Origin of the sequence: Corynebacterium jeikeium (assembly GCF_000738175.1) — a bacterium.
GTDB lineage: Bacteria > Actinomycetota > Actinomycetes > Mycobacteriales > Mycobacteriaceae > Corynebacterium > Corynebacterium jeikeium_C.
Map to the genome: position 1 here is coordinate 44,937 of NZ_JFCH01000023.1, position 15,100 is coordinate 60,036.

Here is a 15,100-nt window from a genome sequence, read left to right on the forward strand (position 1 = left end):
AGTACGAAAGAGCAACCATGCTGAAGAAGATCCTGAGTTGGCCGAAGAAGGGCTGGCAGTGGCTCACGAAGATGAAGACCGCCCTGGTGCTGCTTTTCCTGCTGGCGCTGGCTGCGATCCCGGGCGCGTTGCTGCCACAGCGGTCGCTCAACGAGGGCAAGGTTGCCGAGTATATTGACGCCAACGGGAAGACCGCCGAGGTTTTCGACAAGCTGCAGCTTTTCGACGTCTTTGGGTCCACCTGGTTCGTGGCGATCTACGTACTGCTGTTTATTTCCCTGGTCGGCTGCATCCTGCCGCGCAGCATCGACCACTACAAGGCCCTGCGTTCCTCCCCGCCGCCGGCGCCGAAGCGTCTGGATCGCATGCCCTACCACTACTCCGGCGTTGTCGATGAATCGGTGGAGGACGTGCAGAAAACCCTGCGCAAGGAGTTTAAGGGCTGGAACGTCAACGAGGTCGATAAGGATAACGACCGTGCCGGGGCCTGGTCCATGTCCGCGGAGAAGGGCTACCTGCGCGAGGCCGCGAACCTGGTATTCCACTTGTCGCTGGTGGGCATCCTCATCGCGGTGGCGACGGGCAAGATGCTCTACTACGAGGGGCAGGTCATCGTGGTGGCCGGGACGGATACCGAGCAGTCGCAGTTCTGCAACTCCGCGGTTTCCAACTTCGATTCCTTCCGCAACGGCCCGGTGTTCGACGGCACGGGGCTGACTCCCTTCTGCGTGAACGTCAAGGACTTCAAGGCCGACTACCTGCCAAACGGTCAGGCGGTGGGCTTTGAATCCAACATCGACTACGCGGGCAAGGAGGATGCCTTCAAGCCGACGGATCAGTGGCAGCATAAAACGCTGAAAGTGAACCACCCGCTGCGCATCGAGGGCAACCGTGTGTACCTCCAGGGCCACGGCTACGCCCCGACGTTCACGATTGAGTGGCCGAACGGGGAGAAGCGTACCGAGACCGTGCAGTTCCGTCCGGACGATATGACGTACTTCCTGTCCTCCGGTGCAGTGCGCTGGGATCCGCCCGCGGGCATGTACCCGGATCTGCAGGAGCGCCGGCAGAACCAGATCTCCCTGCAGGGACTGTTCGCTCCGTCGGCGGAGTGGACCGGGCCGAACGGCAAGATCCTTTCCTCCAACTACCCGGCAATGCGCGACCCCGCGGTGGCCATCGACATTTACCGCGGTGATACGGGCCTGGACGGCGGGCGCAGCCAGAACGTCTTCGCGTTGGATTCGGAGGCCCTGCACTCCGGCCAGATGCAGATGCTGGACCGCGTGAACCTGGAGAAGGGCGAGTCCGTCACCCTGGACGATGGCACCGAGATCACCTTCGACGGAGCCAAGGAGTTCGTGAACCTGCAGATCTCCAAGGACCCGACGACCACCTGGGTGCTGGTGTTTGCTGTGCTGATGCTGGCCTCGCTGGTCGCCTCCCTGGCCGTGAAACGTCGCCGCTTCTGGGTGCGCATCACCCCGGAGGGCGAGGGCACCCGCATCCAGATCGCCGGCCTTTCCCGCACGGACTCTGCCGGCTGGGGTCGCGAGTTCAACCGCCGTGCCGAGCGCCTGCTGGGGCTGGAGGAAGAGGCTCTGGACGAGGAATACGATGTGGATTCCGACGACTGGGAGGACCACGTCGACGATCACCTGGAGCCACGGGGCTGAAATACCCCGAACGGGTGATTGTGGAAGCGCGTGAACAGGCGCTAAGCTGATATTTTGTAGCGATTTAAGACTTTTCTTTAGAAGGATTTTCGATGCAGATCGATCCGCAGCTATCCGAATTCTCCGACTTGGCTTTCCGCTCCGCGGAGTCCCTCTACCTGCTGGCACTCGCCATTTCCCTGGTCTTCTACGGAATGGTTCGTGTGGGCGCAGATCGCCGCCGCCAGCGCGCCGAGGAGCTGGAGAAGCTGCAGGCGGAGCACTCCGCACGCGCTGCCTCCACCACCAAGGTGACCGTAGGCGCAGGTGCTACGGGCGACGCGACCGACTCGGATGTTGCCGATGCCGGTGAGATTACGGGCGACGACATCGAGCCCGACTTCGCCTCCTTCGAGGCACAGCTGCCGGAGCGCCTGCGCTCCGAGAGTATCTCCAAGACCCTGGACCGCTCCAACAAGCTCGGCGGAATCACCCAGTCCCTGGTCTGGCTGGCCATCGCAATCCACGCGGTGTTCGTGATCCTGCGCGGCCTGGCTGCCAACCGCTTCCCGTGGGGCAACCTGTTCGAGTACGTCGGCGTGGTCACCTTGTTCGCCATGATCGTTGCCGCGCTCATGATCCGCCGCAAGGCAATGCGTGTGATGTGGCCCTGGATCCTGACCCCGGTCGCCGGCCTGCTGTTTTACGCTGGCACCAAGCTGTACGCGGAGACCGCTCCGGTGGTACCGGCGCTGCAGTCTTACTGGTTCGTCATCCACGTATCCGTGGTGTCTATTGGCGCCGGCATCGGCTTGATCTCCGGCATGGCTTCCCTGATGTACCTGCTGCGCCGTAAGTACCCGAAGGGTGAGGAAAAGGGCTGGTTGGGCACTGTAGCCGCCCCGCTGCCGGATGTCACCAAGCTGGATGCACTGGCCTACCGCACCGCCGTGTGGGCACTGCCGATCTTCGGTTTGGGTATCATCTTCGGCGCCATCTGGGCGGATGCCGCATGGGGCCGCTTCTGGGGCTGGGATCCGAAGGAGACCGTTTCCTTCATCACCTGGATCCTCTACGCCGCCTACCTGCACGCCCGCGCCACCCCGGGCTGGCGTGGCCCGAAGTCCGCGTGGATCAACGTCTTCGCCTTCGCCACGATGGTCTTCAACCTCTTCTTCATCAACATGGTGGTCTCCGGCCTGCACTCCTACGCTGGCCTGAACTAGCTCGGCGCTAGATTCGCCGTTCTGCCTTAATCCAGGAAGGATCTCTCCGTGACCGAGCACAATGCCGCCCAGCACACCTTCATCCCGGACCTCACTGTCCCGAAGGACGTCGAGGGCGGTCGTGCTGTTCCACAGGTTAAGGTCGCAGCCAATGTCGATGGTGCCCGCGTGGTGCGTATCTCCTTCCAGCCAGGCGACGTGTTTGCAGACCACAAGGCACCGAAGCCGATTCTGGTGATGGGGCAGCAGGGGCGCATCGAATTCACTGTCTGGCCCGGTTCGGAAGCTGAAGGTACGCCGGAGATCGTAGAGCTAACCCCAGGTACCGCAATCCATGTACCTGCTCACCAACTGCACGCTCTGCGTAGCCTCGGCGATGCTCCGGCAATAGCTACGCTGATCCTGCTAACGGGGGAGTAACGTGAGCAGTTTTCCCACCGTCCTCGTCACCGGCGGGGCCGGCTTTATTGGCGCGAACTTCGTCCACCGCACGCTGGAGACTAGGCGGGACGTCAAGGTTCTTATTTTTGACGCCCTCACGTATGCAGCGAACCCACTGAATCTGCGCACTGACGACGGCACGCCGCTGGAGGATGCCTATCCGGGACGGGTGGAGTTCATCGAAGGAGACGTGGCGGATGCGTCGGCGTTCCGGGAGACTCTCGAGCGGGCGATTACGCTTACCGAAGCCGCAGGGGATGCAGGAAACAAAGGCGCTGCCGAGTCCCAGCAGTCCGCTGCCGACCGGGTGGCGATCGTGCATTTCGCGGCGGAGAGCCACAACGATAATTCCCTGGCTACGCCGGCGATCTTCGCTCGCAGCAACGTGGAGGGCACCCTGAACGTCGCCCAGGCGGCCGCGGACCTCGGGGTGCGCCTGCACCACATTTCCACCGACGAGGTCTTCGGCGACCTCGCCCTGGACGATCCGAACCGTTTCACGGTAGATACCCCGTACAACCCTTCTTCGCCCTACTCTGCATCCAAGGCGGCGGCGGATCACTTCGTCCGCGCATTTGTGCGTTCGCGGGGGTTGAAGGCCACTATCTCCAACTGTTCGAACAACTACGGCCCGCGCCAGCACCCGGAGAAGTTCATCCCCCGGCAGATCACCGGCCTGATCGAGGGGCACCGTCCTCGCCTATACGGCACGGGGGAGAACGTCCGCGATTGGATTCACGTGGATGACCACAACGACGCTATCTGGGCGATCCTGGATTCTGGAAAGCTGGGGGAAACGTACCTCATCGGTGCGGAGGGGGAGCGCTCCAATCTACAGGTCGTGCGCGACCTGCTGGAGCTTTTCGGTCGCCCGGCGGATGACTTTGTGCACGTCACCGACCGTCCGGGACACGACCGCCGCTATGCGATCGATCCCAGCAGCATTGCCGAGCTGGGGTGGCAGCCGCGCTTCACGGACTTCGCTTCCGGGCTTGCCGAGACGGTGGAATGGTACCGCCAGAATGAGAAGTGGTGGGTTGAGTCCAGGGCGGCGTCCGAAAAGAAATACAGCGCCACCGAACAAGAAATAACCGCAGAAGAGATCGATCCCTCGTAGCGTCACCCGCGCGGGGGTGACCGCCCTTTTAAGCAAGGCTTGACTAACTTAGTGGAGCCTATATAAGGTTCGGCTAACCGTACATTAAGTTAGTTTGAATCTTGTAAGGGAAAAATGGCAAAGAATCGCATCAAGCTGCTGGCCGCACTCGTGGCAGCAGGTATGTCCCTGGCTGCTTGCGGCTCCGCCGATGAGAGCACCTCGACCAACCAATCCAGCGGAGATTCGATCTCCATCGAGGACAACAACGGCGAACTGCAGGTTCCGAAGAACCCGAAGTCCGTGGTTGCACTGGATAACCGCAGCTTCGAGATTCTCAACGAGTGGGGAGTGGAGCTTTCCGCTGCTCCGAAGAAGCTGGTTCCGGCGACCGTCACCGACTACAAGGACAACGAGGAGATCAAGGATCTCGGCAACCACAAGGAGCCCGACTTCGAGGCTCTGGTGGCAGCCCAGCCGGACCTGGTGATCAGCGGCCAGCGCTTCAAGGACCGCGACGAGGAGATCAAGGAACTGGTCCCGGATGCGGCCGTCGTGGAGCTGGAGCCCCGCGAGGATAAGCCGATGGACGAGGAGCTGATCCGCCAGATCACCACCCTGGGTGAAATCTTCGATAAGAAGGACGAAGCCGACAAGATGGTGCAGGACTTCAACGATGCGAAGGATCGCGCGAAGAAGGCCTACGACAAGCTGGATGGCGACAAGAAGGTCATGGCCGTCAACGTTTCCGGCGGCGAAATCGGTTACGTTGCGCCGCACATCGGCCGCGTATGGGGTCCTGTGTTCGACTGGCTGGGCATGGACCCGGCACTGGAGGTCGACAACGCCTCCAGCAACCACGAGGGCGATGACATCTCCGTCGAGGCCATCGCAGATGCGAAGCCGGACTGGATGCTGGTGATGGACCGCGACGGTGCCATCAACGCGGACAAGCCGGATTACTCCCCGGCGGCAGACGTGATCAAGCGCGCCGATGCGCTGAAGGGTGTGCCGGCGCTGAAGGAGGATCGCGTGCTCGTGGCACCGCAGGATACGTACATCAACGAGTCGATCACGACCTACACCGAGATCCTGAACTCCCTGGCAGACGCCTTCGAAGGGAAGTAAAAGCGCGAACGCTGCGCACCGCCGTGCAGCACCGCGCATTGCCGCTATGTAGTAGCGCGCAACGCTATAGAAAGTGAATTGACCAGCTGGAATGACTGCTCAGAGCACTACGTCACCCGAGGTTCGCAACGAACCTCGGGTTGCGCGTACCCGGGGAAAGCTCGTCGACTGGAAGTTCCTCGTCGCCGCAGCGGTTGTAGGGGCGCTTCTCGTCGGCAGCCTGTTGATCGGCGAATACGACGTTTTCAACGCGCAAGATGGCATTGACATGTTTTCCATCACCCGCGTCCCGCGCACCATCGCATTGGTGCTGGCGGGCGCGGCGATGGCGATGTGCGGGCTGGTGATGCAAATGCTCACGCAGAACCGCTTCGTTTCACCGACCACCACCGGCACCACCGAGTGGGCGGGCCTGGGGCTGCTCTTCGTGATGGTCGTCTTCCCCGGTGCGACTGTGATGGGGCGGATGATCGGCGCCGTCGTGTTTTCCTTTGTCGGCGCGATGGTGTTTTTCTTCTTCCTGCAGCGCGTATCGCTGCGCTCCTCGCTGATCGTGCCGATCGTGGGCATCATGTTGGGCGCGGTTGTCTCCGCGGTCTCCACCTTCGTCGCCCTGCAGACCGACATGTTGCAGCAGCTGGGCGTGTGGTTCGCCGGTAGCTTCACCTCGGTCTACAAGGGCCAGTACGAGGTGCTGTGGGTAGTGCTGTTGGTCGTGGTGGGCGTGTTCCTGCTGGCCGACCGGCTAACCCTGGCTGGCTTGGGCGAGGACTTCGCCACCAGTGTGGGCATGAACTACCGCCGGATCGTGCTGGTCGGCACCATCATGGTCGCCATCGCAGTGGGCGTGGTGACCGTCGTGGTCGGCAACCTGCCCTTCCTGGGGCTGATCGTGCCGAACATCGTCTCGATGATCCGCGGTGACGACTTGCGCAGCAACCTGCCGTGGGTGTGCCTTGTGGGCATCGCTACCGTCGCCGCCTGTGACCTACTGGCCCGCACACTGATCTCGCCTTTCGAGATCCCCGTTTCCGTGGTGCTGGGCATCGTTGGCGCAATCGTCTTCGTCGTACTGATCGTGAGGAACCGCTAATGACGAACCTAACCCTCGAGCGGCTGGTCCCACAGCGCTTGCTCTCGAGCATGCCCGGCCGTTCTTCCGGTGCGTTCCCCACGCAGTCGATGGCGGCGAAGTACTGGCTAGCCCTGGGCATCATCGTTGCCCTGGGCGCGGCCTCTGCGGTGGGGTTGCTGGCCTATGGCAATCCGATGCCCTTCGGCACACGCGGGTTCTGGCTGCTGGCGGAGCGCCGCATGAACGCGGTGATCGCCATCGCTATCGTCGCGGTTGCCCAGGCGGTGGCCACTGTGGCTTTCCAGACGGTGACGAATAATCGCATCATCACCCCGTCGATCATGGGGTTCGAGTCGCTGTACGTGGCCATTCACACCTCCACCGTGTTTTTCCTGGGCGGCAGTGGTTTGGTGGAGGCTCGCACCATGACGACGTACATCATCCAGCTGGCGCTCATGGTCGGCTTCGCGCTGCTGCTGTACTCCTGGCTGCTCACCGGCAAGAACGCGAATATGCACGCCATGTTGCTGGTCGGCATTGTTATCGGGGCTGGTTTGGGATCGGTGTCTACCTTTATGCAGCGCCTATTGACGCCCAGCGATTTCGACCTACTGACCGCCCGCCTGTTCGGATCGGTGAATAATGCGGAGCCAGAGTACTTCCCGATCTCTATTGCGCTGGTCGCCGTGGCCGCCGGCGCGCTACTGCTAATGTCCCGTACTCTCAACGTGCTGGCCTTGGGGCCGGATGCGACGACGAACCTGGGCATCAACCACCGAAGCAAGTCGATCGTGGTGCTCATTCTGGTCGCGGTCCTCATGGCTGTCTCCACCGCGCTGGTTGGCCCGATGGCCTTCCTGGGATTCTTGGTGGCCACGCTGGCTTATCAGTTCGCAGGCACCTCTGACCACCGCTATGTCTTCCCGATGGCCATCGCCACCGCCTTCCTTGTGCTGGCGGGCGCGTACTTCGTGATGAACCACATTTTCTACGCGCAGGGCGTGGTCTCGATCATCATTGAGCTGGTCGGCGGTACGGTGTTCCTCTACGTCATCCTCAGAAAGGGTCGACTGTGATCAAGCTGTCCGAAGTCGCTAAGAAATATAGTGACGCCTCCGGTTCCGGAGCCAGCATCGGTCCGGCGAATCTGGAGATCCCCGCCGGGGGAGTCACCTCCCTGGTCGGCCCCAACGGTGCGGGCAAATCAACCCTGCTCACCATGATAGGGCGACTGCTGGATCTGGACGAGGGCACCATTGAGGTCGCCGGCTTTGATGTGAGCACCACGAAGTCCAAGGACCTGGCGAAGGTGCTGTCCATCCTGCGGCAGGAGAACCACTTCGTCACCCGCCTGACAGTCCGCCAGCTGGTGGGCTTCGGCCGTTTCCCATATTCCAAGGGGCGGCTGACGCGGAAGGACGAGGAGATCATCTCCACCTACATCGACTTCTTAAACCTCCGCGAGCTGGAAAACCGCTACCTGGATCAGCTGTCCGGCGGGCAGCGGCAGCGCGCCTATGTGGCGATGGTGCTGTGCCAGGAAACCGACTATGTGTTGCTGGACGAGCCGCTAAACAACCTGGACATCGCCCACGCGGTGCAGATGATGAAGCACCTGCGCCGGGCGGCTTCGGAGTTCGGTCGCACCATCATTGTGGTGCTGCACGACATCAACTTCGCGGCGAAATACTCGGACCACATCTGCGCCGTTAAGGACGGGCAGATTGTGCGCTTCGGCACTCCGGAAGAACTCATGACCGACGAGATATTGACCGACATCTTCGACACCCCTGTGACCGTCGTCGATGGCCCCGATGGGCCACTGGCCTGCTACTTCTAGGCCCTCCGCATAACCTTGCCGTTGGTTGTCCTACGGCGCCGCTAAAGTAGAAACCATGAGCGAAATCACCCTGCGTATCGACGAGCTACTGGCAACCGCTGAACCCGGCAGCATTGTGGATCTACCCATCCCCGGCGCCTGGGTTTATGTGCCCAAGATCCATGGTGACGAGCGCGGCAGCTTCCACGAAAGCTTCAAGGCGGAGGCATTCGGTGAGAAGCTGGGGTATCCCTTCGAGGTAGCTCAGGGGAACCTCTCGCGCTCCTCCCGAAACGTCGTGCGCGGCATCCACCTGGCGGATGTGCCTCCGGGACAGGCGAAGTTCGTCAGCTGCCTATCCGGTGCCATCACGGACGTGCTGGTGGATGTGCGTGTGGGCTCGCCGACGTTCGGCCAACACATCTCCGTAGAGCTGTCTGCGGAGAATAATTTCAGCGTCTACGTGCCCCTGGGCGTGGGCCACGGATTCCGCGCACATACCGACCAGACGACCGTGAACTATCTGGTTACCGAGGCATACAACCCGGAGAGGGAATACGGTATCGACCCGTTTGATGCGGAACTGGCTGTAGCCTGGGGCGTCACTAAGGAACAAGCCGTACTATCCAACAAGGACGATTCGGCGCCGAGCTTGAGCGAGGTACGCGACCGCCTGCCCGAATACCGCGAGGTGCGGGCATGGGAGGAACAGCTGCGCGCCGACTGGGCCGAAGCGCTGCAGGCCGCCGACGAGTGGGAGCAAACCGACTGATGAAGGGCATCATCCTGGCCGGGGGAACCGGCTCGCGGCTGTGGCCGATCACGCAGGGCATTTCCAAGCAACTGGTGCCTGTGTACGACAAGCCGATGATCTACTACCCGCTGACAACTCTGATGCTGGCGGGCATCCGCGACATCCTGGTGATCACCACGGGAGCGGATGCGCAGCAGTTCCGCGGGCTGCTGGGCGACGGCTCGCAGTTCGGTGTGCAGATCAGTTACGCGGTGCAGGACCAACCGAATGGCCTGGCGGAAGCCTTCATTGTGGGCGAGGACTTTATCGGCGACGACGCAGTGGCCCTAGTGCTGGGCGACAATATCTTCTACGGCACCGGCCTGGGCACCCAGCTGCGGCGCTTCCACAACCCGGACGGCGGGGCGATCTTCGCTTACTGGGTAGCTGAACCCGAGGCATACGGAGTGGTGGAGTTCGACCGCGAAGGCACGGCCCTGAGCTTGGCAGAAAAGCCCGCGGAGCCGAAGTCCAACTATGCAGTTCCTGGACTGTACTTCTACTCCAACGACGTGGTGCGAATCGCTAAGTCGCTGGAACCTAGCGAGCGTGGGGAGCTGGAGATCACAGACATCAACCGCCGCTACCTGGCGGAAGGGCGCTTGCACGTGGAGGTGCTGCCGCGCGGTACCGCCTGGCTGGACACGGGAACCGTCGACGACCTAGCTGCCGCCGGCGACTTCGTCCGCGCCGTCGAGCAACGGCAGGGGCTAAAGATCAGCTGCCCGGAGGAGGTCGCGTGGCGCCTGGGCTACATTGACGATGTGGAGCTGAAGGCATCGGCATCGAAGCTGGGCAAGAGCGCCTACGGGCAGTACCTCAGCGGGCTGCTGAAGCGTGGGAAAGAGCGGTAGACAAGTGGCTATTTCGATCGAGAACATCCCGGAGATGGTCGCACGCACCTGGCGCGACCTGGAATGGACGGGGCAGCGCGTGCCGAAGCAGGGCATCGACCACGCAGTATTGATCCTGGACGGGCTGCGCTCAAAGGAGTATGAACTCAACGACATGCTGCCTGAGTCCGTAGTGGTGCGCGTTCCCTTCGAGAAGGAATACCGGGAACAGGCGATGCTGGAATCCTCGCTGATCGCGCAGCTGTTCCGCCGCACCAAGGTGCGGGTGCCGGGGACGGTGCGGCAGGCCTACGCGCGGGGGACTTTCAACACCGCCGAGCCTGTGATGCTGACGATGCAGACAGAGCTACTCGGCGAACCACTGACCGCCGAGCTCTGGCAGACGCTGTCCACTAGCCAGCGCGCGTGGATAGCCGAGCAGCTGGGTAGCCTGCTGGCCACGATGCACGCCTTCGACCCGGACGTTCTGCCGATGAGCCGCGTGGATTCCTGGTGGACCGACGGCGAGGCGACCAGTGAGTTGAACCACGCGCCACGCACCCTGCCGGGCAAGCTGGAACTGATGAAGTCCCGCACGGAAACGATTCTGGCGCCGCACCTAAATGCTGCGGAAGCGGAGTTCGTGGAGCGCGTGTTTGCACAGGTAGATGAGATGCTTTCCCGGTCTGAACAGCAGCGCGCGCTGACCCACGGGGAGCTGCACGAGGACCACATGCTGTGGAACGCTGAAGGCGGCGTGGGTGTGATCGACTTTTCCGACATGACCGTCGGCGACCCGGCCCTGGACTATGCACACTTCGCGGGCATCGCCCCGGAGCTGCCGACAATGGTCTACGAACAGGCAATTATTCAGCACGAGCAGCGCCGCCAAGCCCCCGTTGTGCCGGGTGTTCCGCAGCCGATGCCGGGGCCGCTATACCGCGCGCCGGATGGCGGACGTACCTCCGAGAGCGCCGAGGATACGGGCGTGCTGCGCCGCGCGGAAATCTACAAAAACTGGGACAACATATTCCTGCTGATCGACCACTACCGCACGGGGCGTTCGCCGCGCGTGGAGTTGCTCTAGTTACGCTCCGTCTTTCGGGGTGTCCGGGTCGTCCGTGTTTTCCGGGTCATTCGGCCTCTGCCCGTCGTTGCCGCGCGCTTCTCGCCGCTGCTGCTCGCGGAGCTCCTGGCGGCGCTTCCGCTCGGCATCTTCTGCGTCCTTGGCTTCCTGCGCGCGCCGCTTCTTGAAGCGTTCTTTCTCGATGTTCCACAGAAAGTCCGGGTCGTCGTCCGGACCCTTGTGGCTTAGCCGCTCTTGTTTATTGCTGACGCCCCTACGTCTCAACGGTGATTCATTTCCCCAGGTCTGTGGACCAAATGCCTTCCACAGCAGCACGATGGTGACGATGATCAAAATGAGCAAAACAAGGCGACCCATGGCCTCCAGCATAGAGGATTTGCCCGCGTTCAATTCCGGCCGGTGATTACCCGTTATCCAGGGGGTGAACGTAGTGTTGGGGGCGTGACTAATGATGATGTAAAGGCAAAAGACACGGCGGGAGACAACGGCCTTTCGGCCGACAAGGTTCAGTCGGTCGACAAAGGTAAGGCTGTACGCGACATTGCGCTCTATGGCTTCCTACGCCTGGCTTTGTTCCTAGTGCTGACGTTCATCATCCACATGGTCGTGGTGCTGCTGGGAATGGCGAACTACTTCCCGCTGCTGATCAGCATGACGTTGGCACTGATCCTTGCTCTGCCACTGTCGATGTTTATGTTTAAGGGCTTGCGGCTGCGGGTGACGCAGCAGGTGGCAGCCTGGGATGCCGATAGGCAGGCCCACAAGCAGGAGCTGCGTAACCAATTGCGCGAGCGCCTGGACGACTAAGGCGATTACGCTGACTGCCATGTATGGCAGACCCCAGGATGTTGTGGTGTGGGTAAACCCGCGAACCCAACGTGGCAAGCAGCTCGGCGGGCTGGCTATTGGCGTGCTCTTCGTTGCTCTCGCTGCGGGGTGCGTGGCCATGATGGTGGTCGAGAAGACTCTGATTCCGCTGGTAGCCCTCGCCCTGGTGGGGCTTGCGATGTTTGGCTGGTACACCAGCCAGCGACAGGCCAATGCGCGGGCCGCGTCCAGTACAACGATCAACCCGGCGCTTGTCGTAGACGATTCGGGGGTGGGGGATGCGGCAATCAGAATCCCATGGAGCGACATTGCGCGGGTGGACGTGATCAGCACTCGCTATCGAACCGTGGGGCCAGAGTCGGCGGGGCTGGGTCCCGAGCTTGCTCGTAAGTGGACGCGCAGTGCCGGGGTTCTGGACGGGGAGTTTGCGCTTAAGGTGGTGCTCCGCCCTGGTAGCCCTGGTAATCCTGGTAGCCCCAGTCGCCCTGGCGTACCGACGCAGTCTGCGTTGGATATATATCGAATTCAGTCGGCGCCGGGGGTGCCATTAGTGCCGCACCTGCCACGAGGAATTTACTCGGTTGATGTACTAGGGGTGACCTTTAAATTGGGCCCCGCCGTTCCCATGGCTTGGCGGGATGGCCTGACCCATCAGATCGCGGACAATGCCCGCTTCCGCGGGGTGGCCTTCGGCCCGGCGCCCACGCAGCCCGACGCCGACTCTGCCTAGATCAGCGGAGCTGCTCAGGCTAGGCCAGCAGGGCGGCGGCAAACTCCAGGACCGACCACAGCAGCATTCCGCGGCCGAGCATGCCCAGCACGGGGATCAGCGCCCTGCCCTGTGCGCCGCCGGTTACCGGGCGGGCTGCTACTACGAATAGAGGGACCGCCAGCAGAGCAATAAGCCCCCACCAGTGGCCGATGCTGATGCCGATGGTGACGATCACGGCTAGGGAAACCAGCCCCACCCACAGGCGGCGGGTGTTTGCGTCCCCCAGGCGAACGGCCAGGGTGATCTTGCCGGTGGCGGCGTCAGTAGGAATGTCCCGCAAGTTGTTGGCTAGGTTCACGGCGCTGGAGAGGCTGCCGACGGCGATGGCCAGCAGCAGGCCGCGCCAGCTTACGCTGCCGGTCTGGGTGAATTCCGTTCCCAGCACTGCGACCAGGCCGAAGAACACGAACACCGCGACTTCACCCAGCCCTCGGTAGCCGTAGGGGTTCTTGCCGCCGGTGTAGAACCATGCGCCGGCGATGCAAGCCGCGCCGACGAGAACCAGCCACCAGGCGCTCAGCAGGCTCAGCACTATGCCGGCGATCGCTCCCACGCCGAACGAGGCAAACGCCGCATACTTGACCTTCTTCGGCTCCACGAGCCCGCTGCCGGTCAGGCGCAGCGGGCCGGAGCGGTCATCGTCCGTCCCCTTGATGCCATCGGAGTAGTCGTTCGCGTAGTTCACGCCGACGATCATCGCCAAAGCCACAACCCCGGCCAGTACGGCCCGCAGGGGGTTCGCCTCGCCCGCCAGGGTGGCCGCCGCGGTGCCAGCCAGCACCGGGGCAACGGCGTTCGCCCAGGTGTGCGGGCGTGCTCCCTCCAGCCACTGGGCCGGGGTCGCGCCGGGGTACTGCCTGGGGGTAGAAGTCATGGTCCGCCTTTCTTGAGGGCTCGCACTGGGGGCAGCGCCCGCGAGTATGGGGTGCCGCAAACCTCTTTAGTCTAGTCTTTGGGCGCCGGAGCCCAAGCCCGTAGGTGCCGGGGCGCTTGCAAGCGCTATTGCCGGTAGAGCTCGTTCAGTATCGCGGCGGCTTGCTGCCGGTCAGTCTTTCCGGGCCCGGTGGTCGGCATCTCGGGGATAGCCCAGGCGCGCCGGGGCAGAAGGCCTGGCCCCGCCTGCCTACGCATTGTCTCGCGCACCAGGTCGGTCACTTCGCGAGGGTGCTCGGCCATTTCCTTACTTACCTCGCGCAGCACCACCAACGCCCCGATCGACTCGCCGAACTTCGCGTACTTGGGATCCTCCACGCCTGCCGCAAATGCCGCCGTGACCTCGGGAACCTGCTGGCAGATGGCCTTTTCCACCTCCTCCGGAAGCACCTTGTAGCCGCCGGTGTTGATGGCCCCGTCGGCGCGCCCGAGAATCTGCAGCGTTCCGCCTGACTCTTCGCCGCCGCCTTCTAGAACGCCGCCGTCCACAACTCCGATGTCGGAAGTCACGAACTCACCTGCCACCGGAAACGCCTCTGCCGGATCGACGTTGCGATACCCGTCCGCCACCATTGACCCGCTGATCCGCACGCGCCCGGCCCCGCGCTCGTCCGCGCCGTCGATCCGCACTCGCGCGCCGGGCAGGGGTTGGCCGTTGTACACCATCCCGCCCGCCGTCTCGCTGGAGCCGTAGGTCAGCGCGATCTGTGCTCCTTCCTCGGCCATCTTTTTTATGACGCCCTCACGCGCCGCTGCACCACCCACCAGCACGCAGGCGTAGCGTTTCAGTGCTTTAACGGCGGCGGGGTCTTCAGCGATTCTTTCCAGCTGTGCGGGTACGAGGGAGGTGTAGAGGTCCACGCCCGGGTAGGTTTCCGCCAATGCTTCTGTGTCTGCGATGAAGCCGGTTGCAGTGAAGCGCGCGCCGGCGCGCGGGCGCTGAGCTTGCAGGTGCGCGGCGGCCAGGGGAGTGTAGCCCGCCCGCAGACTGCGTAGCATCACTTGCAGTCCTGCGATGTGATGGGCCGGAAGTGTGAGCAGCCACGCCCCCGGCTGCGCTTGATAATGGCGCTCAATGAAGGAGGCTGTGGCGTCCGCACTAGTGGCGAGCTGCTGCGACCCGAGCACCGCACCCTTCGGTGTTCCTGTGGAACCAGAGGTGCAGGCGATGAGTGTGCCGGGTGCCACCAGGTCTTTCTCCAAAGAACTCCCCGCGCGCATTTGTTCCGGCAGGTCGGGGGAAGTTTGTTCCCAATCTGCGGGGAGGGGAAGGATGGAGGTTTCCCCCGCGAGCAGCCGCTCTAGAGCCTCCAGGGAGGCGGCGAAAAGCTCGGGCGAGGCCGCGCTGATGACGGTCGGTTGAAGGGGGACGAGGGGGGAGTTTCCGGTCATGCTGACCAATCTACAATCCGCC

The 15,100-nt window shown here is 62.8% G+C and carries 16 protein-coding genes; 13 read left to right on the forward strand and 3 right to left on the reverse strand.

From position 1 onward, the window contains the following. Window positions 1-17: 17 nt before the first annotated feature. The 11 genes from JQ46_RS02755 to JQ46_RS02805 all read left to right on the forward strand — a co-directional run bounded on the left by JQ46_RS02755 (window position 18) and on the right by JQ46_RS02805 (window position 11,153). Window positions 18-1,676 carry a cytochrome c biogenesis protein ResB gene (locus JQ46_RS02755; protein WP_034985258.1) on the forward strand — a complete coding sequence of 553 codons (1,659 nt, stop codon included), beginning with the start codon at window positions 18-20 and terminating at the stop codon, window positions 1,674-1,676. Between the two features lie 92 nt (window positions 1,677-1,768). Then, the gene (gene ccsB, locus JQ46_RS02760; protein ID WP_034985259.1) at window positions 1,769-2,881 is read left to right on the forward strand and encodes a c-type cytochrome biogenesis protein CcsB; all 1,113 of its coding nucleotides are present in this window, start codon (window positions 1,769-1,771) and stop codon (window positions 2,879-2,881) included. A 48-nt stretch (window positions 2,882-2,929) separates the two neighbouring features. Beyond that, a complete protein-coding gene (locus JQ46_RS02765; protein ID WP_051876211.1) occupies window positions 2,930-3,301 on the forward strand; it encodes a cupin domain-containing protein in 372 nt (123 codons plus the stop codon). Between the two features lies 1 nt (window position 3,302). Further along, window positions 3,303-4,439: a dTDP-glucose 4,6-dehydratase gene (locus JQ46_RS02770; RefSeq protein ID WP_034985260.1), complete on the forward strand. Its 1,137-nt coding sequence runs from the start codon at window positions 3,303-3,305 to the stop codon at window positions 4,437-4,439. 114 nt (window positions 4,440-4,553) lie between these two features. Next, a complete protein-coding gene (locus JQ46_RS02775; RefSeq protein ID WP_034985261.1) occupies window positions 4,554-5,546 on the forward strand; it encodes a siderophore ABC transporter substrate-binding protein in 993 nt (330 codons plus the stop codon). 91 nt (window positions 5,547-5,637) lie between these two features. Beyond that, window positions 5,638-6,639 (forward strand): ABC transporter permease, encoded by a 1,002-nt coding sequence (locus JQ46_RS02780; RefSeq protein WP_034985262.1) that lies wholly within the window; start codon window positions 5,638-5,640, stop codon window positions 6,637-6,639. Next, the gene (locus tag JQ46_RS02785) at window positions 6,639-7,697 is read left to right on the forward strand and encodes an iron chelate uptake ABC transporter family permease subunit (protein WP_034985263.1); all 1,059 of its coding nucleotides are present in this window, start codon (window positions 6,639-6,641) and stop codon (window positions 7,695-7,697) included. The genes JQ46_RS02780 and JQ46_RS02785 overlap by 1 nt, the downstream gene beginning before the upstream one ends. Continuing rightward, entirely contained in the window at window positions 7,694-8,461 is a 768-nt protein-coding gene (locus tag JQ46_RS02790) for an ABC transporter ATP-binding protein (RefSeq protein ID WP_034985265.1), read from the forward strand. Before JQ46_RS02785 ends, JQ46_RS02790 begins: the two co-directional genes overlap by 4 nt. A 55-nt stretch (window positions 8,462-8,516) precedes the next feature. Then, a complete protein-coding gene (rfbC, locus tag JQ46_RS02795; protein WP_034985266.1) occupies window positions 8,517-9,212 on the forward strand; it encodes a dTDP-4-dehydrorhamnose 3,5-epimerase in 696 nt (231 codons plus the stop codon). Beyond that, entirely contained in the window at window positions 9,212-10,087 is an 876-nt protein-coding gene (gene rfbA, locus JQ46_RS02800; protein WP_034985267.1) for a glucose-1-phosphate thymidylyltransferase RfbA, read from the forward strand. Before rfbC ends, rfbA begins: the two co-directional genes overlap by 1 nt. A gap of 4 nt (window positions 10,088-10,091) precedes the next feature. Further along, entirely contained in the window at window positions 10,092-11,153 is a 1,062-nt protein-coding gene (locus JQ46_RS02805) for a phosphotransferase family protein (RefSeq protein ID WP_034985268.1), read from the forward strand. Here JQ46_RS02805 and JQ46_RS02810 read toward each other — a convergent pair whose 3' ends face one another. Beyond that, a complete protein-coding gene (locus tag JQ46_RS02810; protein ID WP_034985298.1) occupies window positions 11,154-11,510 on the reverse strand; it encodes a hypothetical protein in 357 nt (118 codons plus the stop codon). Between the two features lie 84 nt (window positions 11,511-11,594). On the opposite strand from JQ46_RS02810, the gene JQ46_RS02815 reads away from it, so the two are divergent. Together JQ46_RS02815 and JQ46_RS02820 are read left to right on the forward strand one after the other, a co-directional pair. Then, on the forward strand, window positions 11,595-11,960 hold the full coding sequence (locus tag JQ46_RS02815; RefSeq protein WP_034985269.1) for a DUF4229 domain-containing protein: 366 nt from the start codon (window positions 11,595-11,597) through the stop codon (window positions 11,958-11,960). Between the two features lie 19 nt (window positions 11,961-11,979). Then, window positions 11,980-12,711 (forward strand): hypothetical protein, encoded by a 732-nt coding sequence (locus JQ46_RS02820; RefSeq protein ID WP_034985271.1) that lies wholly within the window; start codon window positions 11,980-11,982, stop codon window positions 12,709-12,711. A 19-nt stretch (window positions 12,712-12,730) separates the two neighbouring features. On the opposite strand, the gene JQ46_RS02825 is transcribed toward JQ46_RS02820, so the two are convergent. After that, entirely contained in the window at window positions 12,731-13,627 is an 897-nt protein-coding gene (locus JQ46_RS02825; RefSeq protein WP_034985274.1) for a 1,4-dihydroxy-2-naphthoate polyprenyltransferase, read from the reverse strand. Between the two features lie 125 nt (window positions 13,628-13,752). Beyond that, on the reverse strand, window positions 13,753-15,078 hold the full coding sequence (locus JQ46_RS02830; protein ID WP_034985276.1) for an AMP-binding protein: 1,326 nt from the start codon (window positions 15,076-15,078) through the stop codon (window positions 13,753-13,755). Window positions 15,079-15,100 lie beyond the last annotated feature (22 nt).